Annotated in this window: 22 protein-coding genes and 5 tRNA genes; 11 read left to right on the top strand and 16 right to left on the bottom strand. The window is 46.0% G+C overall.

Going from position 1 to position 20,952, the window contains the following annotated elements; all coding sequences use genetic code 11:
* Nucleotides 1-20: 20 nt before the first annotated feature.
* On the bottom strand, nt 21-947 hold the full coding sequence (locus ACFQ45_RS12530; protein ID WP_452600461.1) for a LysR family transcriptional regulator: 927 nt from the start codon (nt 945-947) through the stop codon (nt 21-23).
* A 91-nt stretch (nt 948-1,038) separates the two neighbouring features.
* Nucleotides 1,039-1,944, bottom strand: coding sequence for an ornithine carbamoyltransferase (gene argF, locus ACFQ45_RS12525; RefSeq protein ID WP_377368190.1), 906 nt, complete (start codon nt 1,942-1,944; stop codon nt 1,039-1,041).
* A gap of 202 nt (nt 1,945-2,146) precedes the next feature.
* On the opposite strand from argF, the gene grxD reads away from it, so the two are divergent.
* Both grxD and ACFQ45_RS12515 read left to right on the top strand, forming a co-directional pair.
* A complete protein-coding gene (gene grxD / locus ACFQ45_RS12520) occupies nt 2,147-2,473 on the top strand; it encodes a Grx4 family monothiol glutaredoxin (protein ID WP_377368188.1) in 327 nt (108 codons plus the stop codon).
* Between the two features lie 80 nt (nt 2,474-2,553).
* Nucleotides 2,554-3,177 carry a peroxiredoxin gene (locus tag ACFQ45_RS12515; RefSeq protein ID WP_377368186.1) on the top strand — a complete coding sequence of 208 codons (624 nt, stop codon included), beginning with the start codon at nt 2,554-2,556 and terminating at the stop codon, nt 3,175-3,177.
* Nucleotides 3,178-3,218: 41 nt separating this feature from the next.
* Here the strand turns inward: ACFQ45_RS12515 and gloA2 are convergent, their stop codons facing one another.
* Nucleotides 3,219-3,611 carry an SMU1112c/YaeR family gloxylase I-like metalloprotein gene (gene gloA2, locus ACFQ45_RS12510; protein ID WP_377368184.1) on the bottom strand — a complete coding sequence of 131 codons (393 nt, stop codon included), beginning with the start codon at nt 3,609-3,611 and terminating at the stop codon, nt 3,219-3,221.
* A gap of 9 nt (nt 3,612-3,620) precedes the next feature.
* The gene (locus ACFQ45_RS12505; protein ID WP_377368182.1) at nt 3,621-4,577 is read right to left on the bottom strand and encodes a LysR family transcriptional regulator; all 957 of its coding nucleotides are present in this window, start codon (nt 4,575-4,577) and stop codon (nt 3,621-3,623) included.
* 169 nt (nt 4,578-4,746) lie between these two features.
* On the opposite strand from ACFQ45_RS12505, the gene ACFQ45_RS12500 reads away from it, so the two are divergent.
* Nucleotides 4,747-5,139: a GFA family protein gene (locus tag ACFQ45_RS12500; protein WP_377368180.1), complete on the top strand. Its 393-nt coding sequence runs from the start codon at nt 4,747-4,749 to the stop codon at nt 5,137-5,139.
* A 7-nt stretch (nt 5,140-5,146) separates the two neighbouring features.
* On the opposite strand, the gene ACFQ45_RS12495 is transcribed toward ACFQ45_RS12500, so the two are convergent.
* On the bottom strand, nt 5,147-6,151 hold the full coding sequence (locus ACFQ45_RS12495; protein ID WP_377368178.1) for a 2-hydroxyacid dehydrogenase: 1,005 nt from the start codon (nt 6,149-6,151) through the stop codon (nt 5,147-5,149).
* 337 nt (nt 6,152-6,488) lie between these two features.
* Between ACFQ45_RS12495 and ACFQ45_RS12490 the strand changes: the two genes are divergently transcribed.
* Entirely contained in the window at nt 6,489-6,698 is a 210-nt protein-coding gene (locus ACFQ45_RS12490; RefSeq protein ID WP_377368176.1) for a cold-shock protein, read from the top strand.
* Between the two features lie 62 nt (nt 6,699-6,760).
* Here ACFQ45_RS12490 and ACFQ45_RS12485 read toward each other — a convergent pair whose 3' ends face one another.
* Entirely contained in the window at nt 6,761-7,522 is a 762-nt protein-coding gene (locus ACFQ45_RS12485) for a sulfite exporter TauE/SafE family protein (RefSeq protein WP_377368174.1), read from the bottom strand.
* Between the two features lie 484 nt (nt 7,523-8,006).
* On the opposite strand from ACFQ45_RS12485, the gene ACFQ45_RS12480 reads away from it, so the two are divergent.
* The 3 genes from ACFQ45_RS12480 (at nt 8,007) to ACFQ45_RS12470 (ending at nt 10,538) form a co-directional block, all read left to right on the top strand.
* Nucleotides 8,007-8,942, top strand: a complete 936-nt coding sequence (locus ACFQ45_RS12480; RefSeq protein WP_377368172.1) for a porin — start codon at nt 8,007-8,009, stop codon at nt 8,940-8,942.
* 235 nt (nt 8,943-9,177) lie between these two features.
* Nucleotides 9,178-9,813 (top strand): cupin domain-containing protein, encoded by a 636-nt coding sequence (locus ACFQ45_RS12475; RefSeq protein ID WP_377368170.1) that lies wholly within the window; start codon nt 9,178-9,180, stop codon nt 9,811-9,813.
* Between the two features lie 20 nt (nt 9,814-9,833).
* Nucleotides 9,834-10,538: a fumarylacetoacetate hydrolase family protein gene (locus tag ACFQ45_RS12470; RefSeq protein WP_377368168.1), complete on the top strand. Its 705-nt coding sequence runs from the start codon at nt 9,834-9,836 to the stop codon at nt 10,536-10,538.
* Here the strand turns inward: ACFQ45_RS12470 and ACFQ45_RS12465 are convergent.
* Entirely contained in the window at nt 10,521-11,012 is a 492-nt protein-coding gene (locus tag ACFQ45_RS12465) for a DTW domain-containing protein (protein ID WP_377368166.1), read from the bottom strand. The genes ACFQ45_RS12470 and ACFQ45_RS12465 overlap by 18 nt on opposite strands.
* An 82-nt stretch (nt 11,013-11,094) precedes the next feature.
* On the bottom strand, nt 11,095-12,306 hold the full coding sequence (locus tag ACFQ45_RS12460) for an ammonium transporter (protein ID WP_377368164.1): 1,212 nt from the start codon (nt 12,304-12,306) through the stop codon (nt 11,095-11,097).
* A gap of 440 nt (nt 12,307-12,746) precedes the next feature.
* Between ACFQ45_RS12460 and ACFQ45_RS12455 the strand changes: the two genes are divergently transcribed.
* Complete coding sequence (locus ACFQ45_RS12455) at nt 12,747-12,959, top strand: cold-shock protein (RefSeq protein ID WP_115468511.1); 213 nt, start codon at nt 12,747-12,749, stop codon at nt 12,957-12,959.
* Between the two features lie 52 nt (nt 12,960-13,011).
* Here ACFQ45_RS12455 and ACFQ45_RS12450 read toward each other — a convergent pair whose 3' ends face one another.
* Complete coding sequence (locus ACFQ45_RS12450) at nt 13,012-13,854, bottom strand: outer membrane protein assembly factor BamD (protein ID WP_377368162.1); 843 nt, start codon at nt 13,852-13,854, stop codon at nt 13,012-13,014.
* A 107-nt stretch (nt 13,855-13,961) separates the two neighbouring features.
* On the opposite strand from ACFQ45_RS12450, the gene rluD reads away from it, so the two are divergent.
* The 3 genes from rluD to clpB all read left to right on the top strand — a co-directional run bounded on the left by rluD (nt 13,962) and on the right by clpB (nt 18,431).
* Nucleotides 13,962-14,939, top strand: a complete 978-nt coding sequence (rluD, locus tag ACFQ45_RS12445) for a 23S rRNA pseudouridine(1911/1915/1917) synthase RluD (RefSeq protein WP_377368160.1) — start codon at nt 13,962-13,964, stop codon at nt 14,937-14,939.
* 56 nt (nt 14,940-14,995) lie between these two features.
* The gene (gene pgeF, locus ACFQ45_RS12440; RefSeq protein WP_377368158.1) at nt 14,996-15,724 is read left to right on the top strand and encodes a peptidoglycan editing factor PgeF; all 729 of its coding nucleotides are present in this window, start codon (nt 14,996-14,998) and stop codon (nt 15,722-15,724) included.
* Between the two features lie 103 nt (nt 15,725-15,827).
* Nucleotides 15,828-18,431 (top strand): ATP-dependent chaperone ClpB, encoded by a 2,604-nt coding sequence (gene clpB / locus ACFQ45_RS12435; RefSeq protein WP_377368156.1) that lies wholly within the window; start codon nt 15,828-15,830, stop codon nt 18,429-18,431.
* An 88-nt stretch (nt 18,432-18,519) separates the two neighbouring features.
* Here clpB and ACFQ45_RS12430 read toward each other — a convergent pair whose 3' ends face one another.
* From ACFQ45_RS12430 to ychF, 7 genes are all read right to left on the bottom strand, one after another.
* On the bottom strand, nt 18,520-19,173 hold the full coding sequence (locus tag ACFQ45_RS12430) for a TIGR04219 family outer membrane beta-barrel protein (protein ID WP_377368154.1): 654 nt from the start codon (nt 19,171-19,173) through the stop codon (nt 18,520-18,522).
* Nucleotides 19,174-19,300: 127 nt separating this feature from the next.
* A tRNA-Gln gene (locus ACFQ45_RS12425) sits at nt 19,301-19,375 on the bottom strand.
* 24 nt (nt 19,376-19,399) lie between these two features.
* A tRNA-Met gene (locus tag ACFQ45_RS12420) sits at nt 19,400-19,476 on the bottom strand.
* A 16-nt stretch (nt 19,477-19,492) separates the two neighbouring features.
* A tRNA-Gln gene (locus tag ACFQ45_RS12415) sits at nt 19,493-19,567 on the bottom strand.
* Nucleotides 19,568-19,582: 15 nt separating this feature from the next.
* A tRNA-Met gene (locus ACFQ45_RS12410) sits at nt 19,583-19,659 on the bottom strand.
* Between the two features lie 9 nt (nt 19,660-19,668).
* Nucleotides 19,669-19,743: transfer RNA gene (locus ACFQ45_RS12405), tRNA-Gln, on the bottom strand.
* A 101-nt stretch (nt 19,744-19,844) separates the two neighbouring features.
* Nucleotides 19,845-20,936 carry a redox-regulated ATPase YchF gene (gene ychF, locus ACFQ45_RS12400; protein ID WP_377368152.1) on the bottom strand — a complete coding sequence of 364 codons (1,092 nt, stop codon included), beginning with the start codon at nt 20,934-20,936 and terminating at the stop codon, nt 19,845-19,847.
* Nucleotides 20,937-20,952: the final 16 nt, after the last annotated feature.

Here is a 20,952-nt window from a genome sequence, read left to right as displayed (position 1 = left end):
TGACCGATAAGTAAGCTTGATTAAAGGTCTGGGGATAGAATGCCCCGTAGGTTTTTAAAGCAGGTTTTCGAGGCGGTGCTGATTAAGTCGTCCATGTAAGCATTGTCTCTTTGATCCTTGCGGATCGCCAAATACAGCTTACACCATACCCCTTCTTCCCCTAGGGACTTGGTAATCACATATTGGCGGTTGGTGTATTCCGTCAGAGCCCAATTTGGCAAGCAGCAGACCCCACGACCACTCGCAACCAATTGCATCATCATGAGCGTCAGCTCGCTATGGCGAATCTTGGCTGGAGAAACGCCGACAGGCGTTAAAAAGTGTTTAAAAATATCTAGACGCTCCGACTCCACAGGGTAGGTAATAAGCGTTTCGTTTTTGAAGTCGTCCGGTACTAAAAACTCTTTCTTTGCCAAGGGATGGTGTCTCGATAAGGCGACTTGAGATTCATATTGAAACAATGGAATGTATTCAATATTAGGTAAGTCTTGAGGGTCAGAGGTGACCACTAGGTCTAAGTCGCCACGCGCTAGAGCAGGTAAAGGCATAAAGCTGAATGCGGTAGAGAGATCTAGCTCTACGTCTGGCCAGTGTTCACGGAAATGATCAATGGTGGGCATTAGCCATTCATAACAGCTGTGGCACTCGATGGCGATGTGTAAGCGTCCACTTTCACCTTCTGCAAAGCGTTGGATGTCGCGCTGGGCAGAGCGAAAAGACAGTAAAACGTCGTCCGCTAATTGTAACAGTCGCAATCCAGCACTGGTAAAGCGTACTGGTTTAGTTTTGCGAATAAAGAGAGGACATCCAAGTTTTTCTTCTAGGTCTTTAAGTTGGTGAGATAGGGCTGATTGAGTTAGGTGTACTCGCTCTGCAGCTTCCACGAGACTGCCAGTCTCGCGCAGGGCGGTGAGTGTTTTTAAGTGCCTAACTTCAATGATGCTCATGGGAATCTCTGTTTTGTGAACGATTTTCATTTCTATGGGTGCAAAAAAGGCCCGTGTAGTTGCTTCCTACAACGAGCCTTACGAGATTGTCTTAGTTACAGATCAAAAATTCAAGTAATGCTTTTTGAGCGTGTAGACGATTCTCTGCTTCATCCCATACCACAGAGTCTGGGTGGTCAATGACTTCACTGGTGACTTCCTCGCCTCGGTGGGCAGGCAAGCAGTGCATAAATAAAGCATCTGGCTTCGCTAGGTCCATGATGGCTTGGTTGACTTGGAAGCCTGCAAAATCTTTGAGGCGTAGGTCCTGTTCATCTTCCTGTCCCATGGAAGCGAACACGTCGGTGACCACTAGGTCAGCATCTTTTGCTGCCTCTTGGGCGCTGTTTACCACGGTAACGTAGTCTGCATTCTCTGCGAGGATTTCAGGTGTGGGCTCGTAACCTTTCGGGCAAGCGACCACAAGTTTGAAGTTTAATAGTGCCGCCGCATTAATATAGGACTGACACATGTTGTTGCCATCACCAACCCAAACGACTTTTTTGCCCTCAATAGAGCCGCGATGTTCTAAGTAAGTTTGCATGTCAGCTAGCAGCTGGCATGGGTGGAAGTCGTCGGTCAGCGCATTGATAACAGGGACTGAGGAGTTTGCCGCAAAGGTTTCAACCATTCCGTGGTCAAAAGTACGGATCATGACCGCATCGACCATGCTGGAAATGACACGTGCGCTGTCCTCAACGGGTTCCCCTCGGCCTAGTTGAGTGTCTCGTGGGGAAAGGAATAACGCGTGTCCGCCAAATTGAGCCATACCAGCTTCAAAGGAAACACGTGTTCGGGTAGATGATTTTTCGAAAATCATCGCAAGAACTTTGTTTTTTAAAGGTTGGTATTCAGTACCTTCACGATGCATGCGTTTCAGCTCAATTGCACGTGAAAGCAGTTGCTTTAGCTCGTCAGACGAAAGGTCTTTCAGAGTCAAAAAATGTCTCGGCGACACGGTATGCTCCTGTCAAAAGTTAACCAATGATTAGGGAATCGGCCAATTTAATACACTGCCGCCATTGAGTAAAGGGGGATTTGTCAAAGGATTTGCAATATATGGGGTTGTAAAAAATACGTTAACCCCCATACTTTCTCGCATACATACACACAATTTCATGGCTTAAATTTAGCTGTGACAGGATGAGAGGTTTACGATCGTGAGTAACACAATTGAAACGATTAAAGAGCAAATTACAGGCAACCCGATTTTACTTTACATGAAGGGCAACCCACGTATGCCTCAGTGTGGTTTTTCTGCTCAAGCGGTGCAGGCATTGATGTCATGTGGCGAGCGTTTTGCTTTTGTTAACATTTTGGAAAATCCTGATATCCGTGCGGAACTACCAAAATACGCTAATTGGCCAACTTTCCCACAATTGTGGGTCAACGGCGAGTTAGTGGGCGGTTGTGACATCATTGTAGAAATGGCTGCAAACGGTGAGTTACAAAGTTTGATCAAGGACGCGGCGCCTTCCGAGGAATAAGCTGGTCTGAGGACGAGAGTATGGAGCCAAAGTTTTTTGGCTTTGTTTTATTACAGGTATAGTTAAGAGGAACTTAGATTATGTCTATTTTAGTTGGTAAAAAAGCACCTGATTTTACTGCTCCAGCAGTATTGGCTGACGGTCAAATCGTTGATTCTTTCAACCTTGCAGAAACCATCAAGGGCAAGTACGCAATCGTGTTCTTTTACCCATTGGACTTCACGTTTGTATGTCCTTCTGAAATCATCGCTATGTCTCACCGTATGGAAAAATTCCGTGAGATGGGTGTAGAAGTGATTGGCGTTTCCATCGATTCACACTTTACTCATAATGCTTGGCGTAACACGCCTGTTGAAGAAGGCGGTATCGGTGCGGTGGAGTACACTCTAGCAGGTGATATGGACCACGCGATTGCGCAAGCATACGGTATTGAATCTGAAGGCGGCGATTCTTACTACCCAGCAGGCGTTGCTATGCGTGCATCTTTCGTAATTGACCAAAAAGGTTTCGTACGTTCTCAGATCGTAAACGATGAGCCGATTGGCCGTAACATGGATGAGCTAGTTCGTATCGTTGATGCGCTTCAATTCTTCGAAGAGCACGGTCAAGTTTGTCCAGCTGGCTGGAACAAAGGTGATAAAGGTATGGTGAACACACCTGACGGTGTTGCATCTTACCTAGGCGAAAACGGCGGCAAGCTGTAATTCGTTAGATTTAAGAAAAACGCGCCAATTGGCGCGTTTTTTTATGCTTCATAAAGTTCCAGTGGAAGTCCATCTGGATCGGCAAAAAAGGTGAAGCGTTTGCCGGTGAGCTCGTCCATCCGAATAGCTTCTACTTCAATGCCGCGACTGATTAGAGAGTTCACAGACTCCTCAAGGTTAGCGACTGAAAACGCTAAATGCCTCAGCCCCTGAGCTTCAGGGTAAGAGGGGCGAATGGGGGCAGACGGAAATGAAAACAATTCTATTTGAGTCGAAGAGTCTACTTTTAAATCCAACTTGTAGGAGTTTCGCTCCGAACGATAGGTTTCACACAGAATGGTCAGCCCTAAGATATCTGTGTAAAAAGCTTTCGAGCGTTCATAATCTGAGCAAATGATGGCCACATGGTGGATGCCTTGAATATTTAGAGTCATGATGATTCCTTAAAGGCGTGCACCTTGAGATTTCAGTTCGTTGGCTAGTTCAATGACTTGCTTACGGAACCAAATATGGCTGGCATCATGGTGTAACAATGGGCTCCAAATCATCTTTAGTTCAATCGGTGGAATAGTGAACGGAGGCTCTAATATTACGAAATCGGGATTGTTACGATTAATCAGTGCTACTTTGCGTGGCAGTGTCGCGATGAGATCTTGCTCTAAGGCTAGGTGCATAGCCGTGTGATAACTACGGGTAAACACACGAATACTGCGTTTTCGACCTTGTTGTTGAAGTGCCTCGTCTACCCAACCTAGTTTTTGGACGTCCGTTGGGTCCATGCCTACGCCCACACCAAATCCAGTTTTACTGACCCAAATGTGTTGTGCTTCAAGATAGGTTTCTAAGGTAAAGTTTTGGGCTATGGGGTTGTCGGCAGACATCATGCAGACAAATGTGTCATGCCAGACGCTTTTTTCATGGAACGATTGGGGAAGCTCCTCGAAGCGGTTGATGGCCATATCAATTTTACCAGCCTCAACATCGTGGAAGGTAACATCGCTTGGGGTCATGATATCAATGGTGATGCCGGGAGCATTTTCTCGTAGCCGATTCAGCAGGCGCGGGATTACTGTAGATGCTGCATAGTCACTGGCCATGATACGAAAAACTCTGGTGGAGGTTTTTTCGTTGAAGTCGGCTTCAGGCTGAAGGGCTTCTTCCAGTTCTAGGAGGACTTTGCGCACAATCGGTTGAAGTCTTAGGGCTTTTTCTGTTGGTTTCATACCTTCACTGGTACGCACCAGTAAGGGATCCCCAAGCAAATCCCGAAGTCGCTTCAAGCCATTACTCATGGCCGGTTGAGTGATGTTTAATTTATTGGCGGAACGGGTCACGTTACATTCACGTAACAGGACATCTAAATAAATTAAAAGGTTAAGATCGATTTTATTTATATTCATCGGCTTTATGTTGGCTTGATTTTGAATAATGCTGATGGATTAAGTGTATGCGCCTAGCGACAAAGTACAACCGCTTATATGACTAATATGCAGGTTTTTTTAGCGCTCTAATTGAGTAATTCAACTAGTTTGGCATAATGGCGCAGAATTTTTTGGAGGATCTTCTAACGTGAAAGGCTCTTGTTTATGTAAAGCTGTGGAGTTTGAAATAGCATCCCCCTTTATCAGCGCAAGTGTTTGTCATTGTGAGCAATGCCGAAAAAGTCATGGAGGAAGAGGGGCTGCCTATGGCACCTGCATGAAAGAGGATGTGGTATGGCTAACAGGCAAAAAACGCATTCGTCGCTATGCATCCTCGGAGCGGGTACGTCGAGGTTTTTGTAAGGATTGTGGTTGCGCGATTTATTACTACAACAAAGATTTCCCTAACCATATTGATATTGCTCTCGGGGTTATGGACAGCGATCCAAATATCGAGCCAGAAAAGCATATTTATGTGGCGGAAAAATCCTGTTGGTATCATTTAAATGATGACTTACCCCAGTTTGAAAAAGACGGCTAACCACCTTTTAGGTGGATAGCGCCAACTCTCTTTTGTATTGAGGGGGTGTGTTTTGCATTTGTTTAAGGTTATCAAGAGTGGTCTGAGCAATGTGTTCTAAGGCTGTATCTGTAAAGTAGCCTTGGTGCCCAGTCACAATGACATTTGGAAAGGTTAAAAGTAGTTGGAACACACTGTCGTGGATAATGTGATCGGACATATCTTCAAAGAAAATAGCCCCTTCCTGTTCGTATACATCCAATCCTAAATAGCCAATTTTACCTTGATAGAGACCGTCGATGGCCTGTTGAGCGTTCACCAATGCGCCGCGACTGGTGTTGATGATCATGACGCCTTCTTTCATTTGAGCGATAGACTGGTCGTTAATTAAATGGTGAGTGGATGCATTGAGAGGGCAGTGTAAGCTAATAATGTCACTCTCTTTATATAGGGTGGCAAGGTCTACATATTCAGCGCCCAGTGTTTGAAGGTCGGGGTTTTCAGAAATGTCATAGCATAAAATGTTGCAGCCGAAGCCATTCATTATTCTACAAAATGCTGCGCCAATGCGCCCCGTGCCGATGCAACCGACAGTTTTGCCTTCTAAGTTAAACCCCATTAGCCCTTCGAGGGCGAAGTTTCCCTCTTTAACCCTGTGGTAAGCGCGATGGGTTTTGCGGTTGAGGGCCATAATTAAAGCAACGGCATGTTCGGCTACAGAGGTCGGACTATAGTCGGGCACATGAAATACGGGAATGTTATGGGCTTTGGCGCAGTATAAATCCACATTATTATACCCTGCACAACGCATCGCTATGGCACGAATATTATAAGCAGCTAGCTGATTGATGACCTCTCGACAAAGGTCATCATTTACAAAGCAAGAGACACCGTCAAAGCCTTCTGCTAGAGAGACTGTTTCCATGCTGAGCCTACTTTCGAAGTATACCAACTCCAGGTCAGAAGACGTTTCCACAGCTTTATTTAAGGTGCGCTTGTCATAGGGCTTGCATGAAAAAACTGCGATTTTCATAGGGCTCTCCTTTAATCTATATGGTCATGCTGTGGTTTGAATAGTGATTAGAATAGCTTAATCAAACCAAGGTATTGATCCAGAGCAAGAAGGTGGGATAAGCCTCTGAAAAAGCTTATTAATAAAGTTACAAAAAAGTGTGAGTTTAAGTTGACCCCATACTGAGAACAGCCTTACAATCAAATTGTTTAATTAATTGGCGCTATTTATGTACAGTGTCGCTTGCGGCCAGAATACGGTTTGTCCTGTTTTGTCATAAGTAATACCGAGTTTTTTAAGCACTGCCCGATTGTAGCAATACAATCACAAATAACTTATTTCAAACAGGAATATCATTATGTCAGACGTAGTAACTGGTACAGTTAAATTTTTCAACGAAACTAAAGGTTTTGGCTTCATCACTCAAGAGCAAGGCCCAGACGTATTCGTTCACTTCTCTGCAATCGACGTTGCTGGCTTCAAAACTCTTGCTGAAGGCCAAAAAGTTGAATTCCAAGTAGCTCAAGGCAAAAAAGGCCCTGAAGCTCAAAACGTTAAACCTCTATAATTTAGAGTTTACGTTTAAAAAGAAGGCAGCCTAGGCTGCCTTTTTTATTGCCTATAATCTTCCTAGTCACTGATTAAGGCTGCGATGCAGCCGCACAGAGTCATCACAAATAGAAACCACTTCAGATGTTTTGGGTTTGCGTTGATAGCAAACCTTACTGCCACCATAGATCCCGCCATAGTACCGCAGGCTAAGATGAGTCCAGGTATCCAGAGTACTTGTCCATTCCAAATGAAGACAATGAGCGCGATACTGGTAAATCCTACCGCACACACCATTTTCAAAGCATTGGTTCTAACTAGGTCGTATCTCAGGGTTCCAGCAAGGGCTGCAATCAAGAGAAAACCGACCCCTGCTTGTACAAAGCCTCCGTATATTCCAGCGATAAAAAGTGCAATCCAAGCCCTGGGGCGTTCTTTGACCTTATAGGGGACGGTTCCAGGTGGTGGTGAGATGACGCTGGGCTTAATTAGCATTAGTAGTGTCATAGAGAGCATTGCGGTTAGAAGTAGAGGCTTCAAAATGTATTCCGGAGCATAGGACGCTAGTGCCCCGCCAATAATGCCACCCGTAACGGTAGGGATCATCACAGGAATAAAATCTGATGTGTCCACGCGGCCGGCTTTATGAAATCCCCTGACCCCAACCAGCCCTTGTAATAGAACGCCCACACGATTGGTGGCATTGGCAACATCCGCTGGTAGTCCCATTACCATGAGCGCGGGGAGGGTTAGATTAGAGCCGCCTCCGGCGAGGGTATTGATGATGCCTGCAAGGAATCCTGTTCCCACTAATAGCAGTATGGAAAGTGTGCTGTAGTCCAAAATGCTCTCCTTATTTTTTGCAAGCAAGGCTAACAGAGTTTGCATTTTTTTGCTGGTCGTAAATTTAAAGGTACGTGACAGTGTCATTTTTTTCGGGGTTTGAGTGCCGATATTGCATTTTTTTGTTCTTTATTGCGCAAAGATATTATTTAAGGGTATTGGGTGGCCGTTTTTGAGTGATATCTGTGCATAAAATGGGGTTAAAATTCTACTTTCATGCATAAAACAGATGTTAAATTTTTAATGATTCTCTGGGGTTTTATTGTAAGTGTCTGATTTTTAAAAGATATTAATTTTATGGAGGCTGTTTCGGATATGTCTTCTTTAATGAAATTGGATTAATAGTGCATTTATATAGGATGCAAAATGCAAGTTAATGCCACTCTATTGATTAAATATGAATGAATATTACAGTGTCTGTAAGTTGCTTGCATGTATCGAGCGATTTCTATAAGAAATGAACTAACTGAAAGGAAACCAATTTATGAAAAAGACTCTTGTAGCTCTAGCAGTTTCAAGTGTGGCGGCTTCTTCCATGACGGCTTTTGCTGCGGACGATACGACGAAGTTTGACACGTACGGTAATATCCAGCTTGTTTACGCAAACTCTGATGATGATGGTTCTGAGCTTACTGATAATGGTTCTACATTTGGTTTCCAAGGTAGCACTGCCATTTCTCAAGACTTAACAGGTTTCTTCAAGTACGAGCTTGAAGCGGACGCTGATGATAAAGATGGCGACGTTGATCTAGGTCTTGACCAAGCCTTCGTTGGTTTGAAAGGCGGCTTTGGTAAGGTGCAGGTTGGTTCGTTTGACAGTGTGTACAACAATGCAATCCAAGATGGTCTAGACCAGTTTGAGTACATTGGTATCTCTGGTAACAGCCTAACCGACGAAGGCGATACCATTGCATACTTCTCTCCTTCTTTTAACGGTTTTGAAGTTCATGCATCTGCTCAAGTAAAAGGCAGTGCAGACGACAGTGTTGACGATACAGATGCAACAAGCTCTGACAATGGTACCGCGGCGACTCTTGTACTTAAGTACTCTGTTGACGCCCTAACCTTGGCAGCTGGTTACGATGATCGCAATACGACTCGTGGCAACGTAGAGCCTACTTACGGTCTGTCAGCTTCTTTGCAAGTATCTCCAGCGCTATCTATCGGTGCTAAGTTCGAAGATACCAAAGACGAAGCAACTCGTTTTGGTCTAAGCACTCGTTATGCATACGGCATGGGTGATCTATACGCTTCTTACCAAATGGTGGAATCTGATGTAGCTGGTGAAGACGACTACGATGACTACGGTATCGGCGCGACTTACAACCTAGCATCTAACATGTATGTGTATGCAGAATACGCGCAGCAAGATGCTGATGAAGACCAAGTTGTTGCGACTGGTGCAACTTACTTGTTCTAAGAATTTAGTGATTGCTTGAGTGCATTTACTCTAAGGCTCCTATCCGGAGCCTTACGTTAAATGAGGTCATTCAAGGTTCCATGCGGCATTTCTGTTCGGAGATAGACTAATTGGGACATTTATAGGCACTGGGGTTTTCCCCAGTGCCTTTTTTTATGTCAAGAAATAGTCATTGATTATAGGAAAGGTCAGCATATAGACTTTGGAGATCATAAATTAACCAAAGTAGTTGACCATGTTGAATATGGATTTCTCAGATTCAGTGATGATTGACCTGCAATTAGAGTCTTGGCAACCCAGCCCTATGGTAGGTGTTGAGCGAAAGCCTTTGGCTCGTGAAGGGGCTGAACGTGGCCATGCGACCAGTATTGTTCGGTATGCTCCCGGCTCGGTGTTTCGTCCTCATCCGCACCCATTAGGTGAAGAAATATTGGTCCTTGATGGGGTGTTTTCTGATGAAAATGGTCATTATCCTGCCGGCACCTATTTTCGAAATCCTCCTGGGTCCAGCCATGCTCCGTTCAGTGAAAATGGGTGTGTGTTGTTTGTAAAACTCCATCAGTTTTTGCCGACTGACCAAGAGCATGTTTTGGTGGAATCCAGCTCAGCTCCTTTAGTTCTTGACGAGCCTATTTGGTTGCATCGGTTTGAAAATGAGCAAGTGTGTCTCATACACATTAATGGTCAATCTCTTGATAAAATGGCTGCTAGGGTAAAAGGCGCCGCTGAAATCTTGATTCTTGAAGGGAATGTTGAGTATTTAGGTAAGCCTCTGCCTGCTTTAAGTTGGTTACGGACCCCTGTGGTAGACTGGGAGCAATTCAAAGTGGAATCAAGTGTGACCTTGTGGCTAAAAACAGGTCATTTCTAAGCGAGTTTTTTGGAGGTTGTATGTCGTTGGATTATGTTGTTTCCCCAGAGCCTGAAGTGGTGTTGCCTGTTGTTGGTACTGATCAGTATTTTCCGGTGCGAAGAATCTACTGTGTCGGTCGAAATTATGCCGCGCATGCTCGAGAAATGGGGGATGATCCGACTCGTGATCTGCCATTCTTCTTTTGTAAGGATCGTACCTGTGTCTTACCGGTCGCCTTTGATAAAGCGTCGGAATTGCCTTACCCAACTTCTACTGAGCAGTTTGAATATGAAGTCGAATTAGTGGTCGCCCTGAAATCTGGCGGCTCTAATTTAACCTTAGAGCAGGCCAAAGCTGCTGTATTTGGTTACAGTGTTGGTTTGGATATGACTCGTCGTGATCTTCAGGGGGCGGCTAAGAAAAAAGGTCGTCCATGGGAGTCTGGTAAGGCGTTTAGTAACAGTGCGCCCTTGTCGCCAATTGTCCCTAGATATGATGCTCCTTTGATGGCTGAGGCAGAGGTACTGCTTAAGGTAAATGGTGAGACCATGCAGCAGAGTAACCTCACCCATCTGACATGGGATATTGCCGAGGTGATTGTGAAGCTTTCAGAGCAGTTCGAGTTGCGCCCAGGGGATTTGATTATGACAGGAACCCCTGAGAATGTAGGCCCAGTTCGACGAGGTGACAAGATGGATGCAGTTGTTGAGGGGGTTGGCTCAATTTCACTGACTGTGGTTTAGGAGCTTCTCATTAAAACTTAGAAACGCTTGGTAAATCCTCTCTCCTGCGTCTTGTTCTCCAAAGACTTTTAATAGATGCGCAGCGGTTTCCGCTGTGCATAAGCCACCCTCAACTTGGTTTTTGCGCCGCTTAAAGATCGAGTTCTCTCCGTTAATTTCATATTTTTGGAATGTATGTAAATAGGGGCTTCGGTTGTACATTTTACGAGCCTGCTGCCAGGTGCCATCTAAAATAATGAGGTTCTCTATCTGCCCTTGTGGGCAAGTGAGGTCTTGTTCAACCGTCTGTTCTTGATCTGATTTGGGGTAGATGAGGTAGGTGTTGTGAAGGGGTAAATTTACGAGCTCGATCGCTGGTTGTGTTCGCTCCCAGATCAGGCGCGTGCAATGTTTAGCGTAGGTCTCTAAGACGACTGCCCCAGTGCCATTTGCCTTCTTTAATTCTTCGGAATGTGTCAGTAACCAGATATGCATGGGAATGGATTAAATAATGGGGTGAGGTGCTGATCATAACAAAGAGAGGGAGGCAAAGCCCTCTCTTTGTCTTAGTGAAAAGCTACTCTTTACCCATTGAGCCAATCTTATGGATTGATAAATCAGCGCCGTTAAATTCGTCTTCTTCGCTTAAGCGAAGTCCAGAGACGGCCTTCACGATGCCGTATACGATTGCGCCGCCAACTAGGGCAATGGCAATTCCCATCAAGGTGCCGATAATTTGTGTGGTCAGGCTAACGCCACCTAAGCCTCCAAGGGCGGTGGAGCCAAAAATACCGGCGGCAATTCCACCCCAAGCACCACAGACACCGTGTAGGGGCCATACGCCTAATACATCATCAATGTTGTGTAGTTTCTGTTGCATCCATGTGAATAGTAGGGTGAATAAAGCACCAGCTACAGCTCCTGTTGCAAGGGCGCCAATAGGATGCATCAGGTCTGAGCCAGCACAGATGGCCACAAGTCCAGCGAGTGGGCCGTTATGAATAAAGCCTGGGTCATTTTTACCAATGATCATGGCTGTGATAACGCCGCCTACCATGGCCATTAGAGAGTTAACGGCTACTAAGCCGCTGATGCTATCCAAGGTCTGTGCCGACATGACGTTGAATCCAAACCAGCCAATGCAGAGAATCCAAGCACCTAGGGCAAGAAAGGGAATATTGGATGGGGCGAATGCAACCAGTTTGCCATTTCGGAAACGACCATTGCGGGTGCCCAGAAGTGCTATCGCGGCTAAAGCAACCCAACCCCCTAGGCCATGAACAACGACTGAGCCTGCGAAGTCATGGAAAGGTGCGCCAAACGATGCTTCAAGCCAGTCTTGGATGCCATAGTTGCCATTCCAGATGATTCCTTCAAAAAATGGGTAAACTACCCCCACGATTAGGGCGGCTGAAATAAGCATTGGGTAGAACTTTGCTCGCTCCGCAACACCGCCGGAAATGATAGCGGGGATCGCTGCAGCGAAGGTCATTAAAAAGAAGAACTTCACTAAGGCATAGCCACTGTTTTGTGACAGTGTTTCGGCGCTTTCAAAAAAGTTTACACCATAGGCGATTTGATAGCCGACGAAAAAGTACACCAAGGCAGAGATGGCGAAGTCGGTCATGATTTTAACCAGAGCATTGACCTGGTTTTTGTTGCGAACGGTGCCGACTTCTAAAAATGCGAAGCCTGCATGCATGGCAAAAACCATGATGGCGCCGAGTAAAATAAAAAGAGTGTTTGAGCTGGCGATAAGTGTTTCAACCGCGCTGTTAATTTGATCCACGAGGGCTCCTAGTTGGTTTTGCACCAATTTGGTATGGGTTGTTGTTTTTGTGCCTCAAATAGAGGCCTTGGTCCCGGTATTTTTGTGTATTCCCTTTTTTCGGTGCATTTTCAAGCAAAAACCTTGCCAAAATGGTGCGATTGATGTTCTGGTGTTTTTAATTGGTGCGGTAATGGATGATGACTGTAAAAGTGTTGTCATCTTATGAGGTTAAACTATTGAGCTATGTTGGCTAATAGATTCAAAAGTGCTATATGGTGCATATTTTGTGTAAGTAGGATCTTTCTATTTTTTTTTAGTCGTCATATTATCGGTTAGGTTACTGTTCAAAATTAAATCAGAGATTGGTTTTGTGTGGTGGCAAGGAACAATGCTTCGGGATCACGAAGTAGGAAGCTTAAACACTGCTTTATAACGCAGTATAAAAAAAAGAGGTTTATATGTCAGATCAATTGGTATCCGGTATCGTTAAGTGGTTTAACGACGAGAAGGGATTTGGATTCATTGAGCGTGATGGTGGTTCGGATGTGTTTGTTCATTTCCGCGCTATTAATGGTACGGGCCGTCGTACCCTGCTTGAAGGACAAAAAGTTACTTTTGAAGTAACTCAAGGGCAAAAAGGCCCTCAAGCTGAGAATGTCACGATTGTTTGATCTGGCATGAAATTAAAAAAGCCAAGCATTTTGCTTGGCTTTTTTATATCTGCTAGTTAATGAGCCCTAGGCTGACCCAGTATAGGGTGTCAGGATCTGCTTCCTTTGGAAGCTCGAAGGGAATGAACTTCCCGTCTTGATCAAGGTATTGGCTGTCAGGGAAGTTGGTCTTCAGTACAGCAAGGTTCGTTTGCGCGTTGTCGTACAGCTCTAGGTCCATGTAAGCTTGGATCGTCACTGCAATAGCTTCTTCTACAGATGGGGTAGAAGGGTAATGCTGAACGACTTCTTGACCTCTTCGAAGAGCGGACAGCGGCGCTTTGCGTGCAAAGTAGTAGTGGGCGATATTGAGTTCATGCTCCGCCACCATATTACGTAGGTGAATCATGCGTGCCTTGGCATCTGGGGCAAACTCGCTGCTAGGGAAGCGAGCTAAAAAGTCTGCGAACTCATTGAATGCCTTGTTAAACTCACTGGCATCACGCTCTGCTGGATTTTGATTTAAATAACGACCAGAGAAGGTTTCTGCTCCGCGATAGGTAGAAAGCGCACGCATGTAGTAGGCGTAATCTAGAGCATTGTTATCAGGGTAATTTTTAATAAAGCGATCCGCCGCTGCGTGAGCGGCAATATAATCACCTGCCTCGTGTTGTGCGTAGATTAGATCAAGTCGCGCGCGAATCACATAATCCCCAAATGGGTAGCGCGTTTCCAGGTTTTTGAAATGTTCCACCGCAGTAGAGGGTAAGCTGTTGTCCAGTGCCTCCTGGCCTTTATCAAAGTATTCCTGCTCGGGAAGGTCAGGTTCTATGGTTGGTCCACTGGAGCAAGCCGTCAGAACGGAGTAAATGGCAGCAATTGTCAGAAAACGTGACAATGTCTTAATGAATCCCATGTATAATACAACCCTAGTAAAAGCAGCATAATAGTTTGTATAACGATTATGCAATTGACGTATTTCGCGTCCTCATGACGCAGCATAGAGCAAAGAAAGTTTATTGTATGGCAGAGCGCATAGTAAAAGAAGCCCAAGTTACACTGGAATTTTCCGGACAGCGATTTGATCAAATTGCTACCGAAATGTTTTCAGATTACTCACGTTCTCGGATCCAAGGTTGGATCAAAGATGGCGTGCTTTTGGTCGATGGCAAGAAAACTAAGCCTAAAGAAAAGCTCTTCGGCGGGGAGATGATTACCCTAGATGTGGCCTTAGAGGAGCAAGAGGTTCACGATGCCCAAGACATCCCCCTAGATATCGTTTACGAAGACGAAGATATCATGATCATCAATAAGCCAGCTGGCTTGGTGGTTCACCCAGCGGCGGGGCACAATGATGGGACTTTATTAAATGCGATTCTACATCATGCTCCTGAGACGGCGACGGTTCCTCGAGCAGGGATTGTGCACCGTCTTGATAAGGAGACAACAGGTCTCATGGTGGTGGCGAAAACTTTGATCGCTCAAACGGATCTCGTAACCCAATTACAAGACCGTAGTATGGGGCGGGAATACGAAGCTATTTCCATTGGTGCAATGACGGGGGGCGGTGTGGTGGACGAACCAATCGGACGTCACCCTCATAATCGCCAAAAGCAAGCAGTAGAACCAGTGAATGGTAAAGAGGCCATTACCCATTATCGTTTGGTTAAACGCTATAACAACCATACCCATATTCGCCTAAAGTTGGAAACGGGTCGAACCCATCAGATTCGTGTGCATATGTCCTATATTGGTTATCCCTTGGTGGGTGATCCTCAATATGCAGGGCGATTGAAAATGCCAAAAGGCTGTTCTCCTGATCTACAGGAGGCTCTACGAGGCTTCCGACGCCAAGCTTTACACGCTAAGAAACTGGAGTTGTCTCATCCGGTGACAGGTGAATGGATGGAATGGGAAGTTGATCTTCCTGAGGATATGAAAGCCCTGTTGGAGATGTTAGAAGAAGATCTTCACAACGGCGGTAAAACCCATTACATGTAACGTAAGACATATAAATCAAAGGCAGCATTAAGCTGCCTTTTTGTTAGGTGGTAGATATGGAATCAATTATTTCCTTGGACTGGCAAGTGCCGAAAAACGTAAAGGCCTATGTGACGACCCGTGAAGGTGGTGTCAGCTCTGGTGTCTATGAAGGCTTTAACCTTGGTGCCCATGTGCAGGATTTACCGGAGGCGGTGTCTCAAAATCGTCACTTGTTAAAAGATTGGTTAGGTTATGAGGGAGAGATTCAGTGGCTTAATCAAGTGCACAGTGCGGATGTGGTGAGCTTGCCTAACCCCTCTAGTGTGACCGCTGATGCGGCCTATACCAATCAGGCGAATACTGTCTGTGCCGTGCTGACTGCTGACTGTTTACCAGTAGTTTTTACGAGCCTTGCGGGAGACGAAGTGGCAGTCGCCCATGCGGGTTGGCGTGGGCTGTGTGATGGGGTGCTTGAGGCGACTTTGGCAAAGTTTCGTGATCCTGCTGATGTGGTTGCCTGTTTAGGGCCGGCCATAGGTCCTGAAGCGTTTGAGGTTGGCAGTGAAGTGAGGGCGGCGTTTATAGAGAAAGATCCTAATGCCGAAGAAGCATTTAGACCCGCTGGGCACCCGGATAAATGGCTAGGTAATTTGTATCTTTTGGCCCGCCAGCGATTGGCAGCAGCGGGTTGTCATAGGGTGAGTGGCGGAGATTATTGTACCCACACAGATCAAGCGCGCTTTTTCTCTTATCGGAGAGAGGGTGTGACAGGGCGCATGGCGACCTTGATTTGGTTTGAATAATGATGGGTGTCAAAAAAATGACACTCTTCCGTTGAAAAGTGAAATCTAGCACCTATAAAGCGATTAGAGGCTTATTTAATAATCGATTTATCGGAGGTCATGTATGCGTATTGATCGGTTAACCAGTAAATTACAACTTGCTCTTTCGGATGCGCAGTCGGTAGCGCTGGGGCAAGATCATACCTATATCGAACCTGTTCACCTTATGCTTGCCTTGCTAGATCAGCAAGGGGGCAGCACACGCCCAATTCTTCAACAGGCGGGCGTTCAAGTAACTAAATTCCGTGAATCCCTTAACCAAGTGTTAGATCGCATGGCTAAGGTGAATGATCACGATGGTAATGTGCAGATGTCACCAGAGCTTGGTCGCCTGTTGAACCTCGCAGACAAGGAAGCGCAAAAACGTAAAGATCAGTACATTTCTTCAGAACTGCTGTTGCTGGCTATGTTCGATGCGAAGGATGATGTGTCTAAAGCGCTCAAGGCGACAGGTGTTACCAAGGCGGATATTGCCGCGGTGGTAGACAGCGTTCGCGGTGGCGAAGGGGTAAATGACCCAGATGCAGAAGAAAGTCGTCAGGCTCTTGATAAATATACTGTGGATCTAACGGCTCGAGCAGCGGAAGGGCGTCTTGATCCGGTGATCGGTCGTGATGACGAAATACGTAGAACGATTCAGGTGCTGCAGCGCCGCCGTAAAAACAACCCTGTCCTTATTGGTGAGCCGGGTGTAGGTAAAACCGCCATTGTTGAAGGGTTGGCCCAGCGAATTATTAATGGCGAAGTGCCAGAAGGTCTCAAGAAGAAGCGTGTCTTGGCGCTGGATATGGGGGCCTTGATTGCAGGGGCTAAATATCGCGGTGAATTTGAGGAGCGTCTAAAAGCCGTCTTGAACGAGTTGTCGAAACAGGAAGGCCAAATCATCCTTTTCATCGATGAGATTCATACCATGGTGGGGGCTGGCAAGTCTGAAGGCTCCATGGATGCGGGGAATATGCTTAAACCTGCATTGGCTCGTGGAGAGCTGCATTGTGTAGGGGCTACGACTCTTGATGAGTATCGTCAGTATATCGAGAAGGATGCTGCACTTGAGCGTCGTTTCCAGAAGGTCTTAGTGGAAGAGCCAAGTGTCATGGACTCCATTGCTATCCTGCGGGGCTTGAAAGAGCGCTATGAAGTGCATCATGGTGTGGACATTACAGATTCTGCGATTATTGCCGCAGCAAAACTTTCCCAGCGTTATATTACGGATCGTCAATTGCCTGATAAGGCTATTGATTTGGTGGACGAAGCAGCCAGTCGTATTCGTATGGAAATGGACTCTAAGCCAGAAGAAATGGATCGCTTGGAGCGTCGTTTGATTCAATTAAAAATCGAACAAGAAGCTTTGAAAAAAGAAAAAGACAAGGCGTCAAAATTGCGCTTAGCGGAATTAGAGTCTGAGATTGATGCCTTGCAAAAACAGTTTTCTGACCTAGAAGAGATCTGGAATGCTGAAAAAGCAGCGGTTCAAGGGGCGCAAAAGCTGAAAGAAGAACTCGAGGCGGTGCGTCACGAAATGGAAGAGGCTCGTCGTCAGGGTAATTTGGCCAAAATGTCCGAGCTTCAATACGGCGTTATTCCAATGCTAGAGGCTGAGATTGAGAAAGCGGCTCAAGCAGAAGAAACAGAAGCCCAGACGCAATTGCTTAAAAACCGTGTCACAGAAGAAGAGATCGCGACCGTAGTCTCTCGTTGGACTGGTATTCCAGTCGATAAAATGCTGGAAGGTGAGCGTGATAAATTACTGCGTATGGAGGACTCTCTCCATGAGTCAGTGATTGGTCAGGATGAAGCAGTTAAAGCGGTATCTAACGCTGTGCGCCGCTCTCGTTCAGGTCTAGCGGATCCTAATCGACCAAATGGCTCTTTCTTGTTCTTGGGGCCAACAGGGGTTGGTAAAACTGAGTTGTGTAAGTCTCTGGCGCGTTTTCTGTTTGATACGGAGCAAGCCATGGTTCGAGTGGACATGTCTGAGTTTATGGAGAAGCACTCTGTGGCGCGCCTGATTGGGGCGCCTCCAGGTTATGTGGGGTATGAAGAAGGTGGTTACCTTACGGAAGCTGTTCGCCGACGTCCTTACTCCGTGTTGTTGCTAGATGAGGTGGAAAAAGCGCATCCAGATGTTTTTAACATCCTATTGCAGGTGTTAGATGATGGGCGTTTAACGGATGGCCAGGGCCGTACTGTTGATTTCCGTAATACGGTGGTGGTGATGACTTCTAACCTTGGGTCGGATGTGATTCAAGAATACCGCTCTGATGATGAATACGAGCAAATGAAGTCTAAGGTGATGGAAGTGGTGGGCATGCATTTTCGTCCAGAATTTATCAACCGTATTGACGAGACAGTGGTGTTCCATCCGCTAATGCAATCCCAAATCAAAGGTATTGCTCAAATCCAGCTTAGTCAGTTAAACCAGCGACTGACGGAAATGGGGATGTCTATGACCCTAACTGATAGGGCTCTTGAGCGATTGGCTGAAGTAGGTTACGACCCGATTTATGGTGCTCGTCCATTGAAGCGTGCTATTCAGCAATGGATAGAAAACCCCCTTGCTAATGAGTTGCTATCAGGGCATTTTGTGGCAGGAGACGAGATTCAAGTGGATGCTGATGAAGAAGGGATGGCGTTTACCTCAGAGCCGGTAGCTCGAGAGGCTTCATAACTCTCACTCGAAAGGGATTCAACAAAAAAGCCAGCGCAATGCGCTGGCTTTTTTTGTCGTGACTATGACGCTTAGACATTAGTGAAGCTTAGAAGTCAGCAAATACGCCAATAAAGAAGCCATCAAAATCTACTTCAGTATCGATGCTACCTTCGTCAATTTTAAGGTTAGCGTTGCGGTAGCCGCCTTCAACACCGACGATGAAAGGGGATTGGTATTTCACTTTCAAAGTTGTGTCAGTAACACTTGAATCGCCTACTGCTAAAGTCTTCATCTCACCACCAAGAGAGATAGGGAGAGTTGGGATAGTGAAGTATGCTGAGACATAGCCTGTTGGTAAAACAAAGCTCTCAGATGCTTTAGAGTTGTTTACACGTGCGTCAACGTCCATTTGGCGAAACGATACACCAACATCTAGGTCAAGCCAGGCAAGGCCATCCAGGATTTCGTAATACAAGGTGTAATCTGTCGCATCAACTTTTGTTGATGCATTGCTGTCTGAGCCCTCTAAAGTAGACCCTTGTAGTCGAACATTAGGGATAACTGGCATTGGGTGCTCAAAAGCAATACCGTAGTAAGTAGTGCTGTCAGCGGATAAGTCAGAGTTGTATGACTGGCCGTCCACTCGGCCATCAAAGCTGGCGTCAGGAGAGTATTGGCCGATTTCAGCTGTAAGGCCTAGGACGTCAGCGTTTGCGGCGCTGGCAAGTAGGATCGTTGATGCAACAAGTGCTTTTTTCATGGGATCATCCCTGTTTAGGAGTTGGAATAAGCGAATTATACTGAGTGACGGTACGGTATGGAATACTTAAGTGCCAGTCAGTCGGTACTAAATAAGCTAATTTTAAAACCAGAAACGTAGGAAGTAGTGGCTGGGGTGGCAGGATTCGAACCTACGCATGACGGGATCAAAACCCGTTGCCTTACCGCTTGGCTACACCCCAAAAAATGTGATTGACCGTAAGAAGTGGTGGCTATGACTAGATTCGAACTAGTGACCCCATCATTATGAGTGATGTGCTCTAACCAACTGAGCTACATAGCCTAAAGGTCTGAATTGATGGCTGGGGTGGCAGGATTCGAACCTACGCATGACGGGATCAAAACCCGTTGCCTTACCGCTTGGCTACACCCCAACTTATCAAAAAAGTTGGTGGCTATGACTAGATTCGAACTAGTGACCCCATCATTATGAGTGATGTGCTCTAACCAACTGAGCTACATAGCCTTTGAAGAGTGGCTGGGGTGGCAGGATTCGAACCTACGCATGACGGGATCAAAACCCGTTGCCTTACCGCTTGGCTACACCCCAACAATCTTCTCACAGACAGCTGAAAGCTTTGGGCTTCCCTGTGTCTGTGGCGCGATATTATTCATATAACCCATTCATGGGTCAAGCATTTTTAGAAAATTTTATACATTGAAGCGGAAATGCATCACATCGCCATCTTTCACAATGTAGTCTTTACCTTCTAAACGCCATTTACCCGCTTCTTTTGCGCCGTTTTCACCCTTGTATTGAATGAAATCTTTGTAAGCAACTACTTCTGCTCGGATAAAGCCTTTTTCGAAGTCTGTATGAATCACGCCTGCTGCCTGAGGGGCAGTCGCACCTTGTTTAACGGTCCAAGCACGTACTTCTTTCACGCCTGCGGTGAAGTAGGTCTGTAGGCCAAGTAGCTCATAGCCAGCGCGGATAACGCGATCTAGGCCTGGCTCTTCCATACCCATCTCGTCAAGAAAGTCTTTCATTTCTTCTGCGTCCAGCTCGGAGATTTCTGCTTCCAGTTGGTTACAGATAGGAACCACTGTAGCGCCCTCTGAGGCGGCAATCTCTCTAACTACCTCTAGGTGAGGGTTGTTTTCAAAGCCGTCTTCAGAGACGTTTGCAATGTACATGGTTGGCTTTGTGGTAAGTAGGTGAAGTTGTTTAACCGCTTTCTTCTCGTCGTCCGTTAACTCCATGCCACGTACCGGAAGTCCGTCTTCTAGGTGTGCTTTAATGCGCTCTAGAAACGCTTTGTGGGCAATGGCTTCTTTGTTACCACTTTTCGCATTTTTGGCCGTTCGAAGCAGTTGTTTGTCGATGGATTCTAGATCGGCAAATACGAGCTCTAGGTTAATGACTTCGATGTCAGCTTTAGGGTTAACTTGGTTGGAAACGTGAATGACATTGTCGTCTTCAAAGCAACGTACCACGTGGGCAATCGCATCGGTTTCACGAATGTTTGCCAAGAACTTGTTGCCAAGCCCTTCCCCTTTTGAGGCGCCTTCTACAAGACCTGCAATATCAACGAATTCCATGGTTGTTGCCAAGACTTTTTCAGGCTTAACGATCTCTGCTAGGGCGTCTAGGCGTGGATCGGGCATAGGAACAACGCCAGCGTTTGGCTCTATAGTACAGAAAGGGAAGTTTTCTGCGCCGATGCCAGCTTTGGTGAGTGCGTTGAATAGAGTTGATTTGCCGACGTTTGGTAAGCCGACGATACCGCAGTTAAAGCCCATAATATTTTCCTAAAGC

Source organism: Rhodanobacter aciditrophus, assembly GCF_042679525.1.
Classification (GTDB): domain Bacteria; phylum Pseudomonadota; class Gammaproteobacteria; order Pseudomonadales; family Marinomonadaceae; genus Marinomonas; species Marinomonas aciditrophus.
Note: the sequence above shows the minus strand (reverse complement) of the source record. Positions and strands in the feature narration are given on the sequence as shown.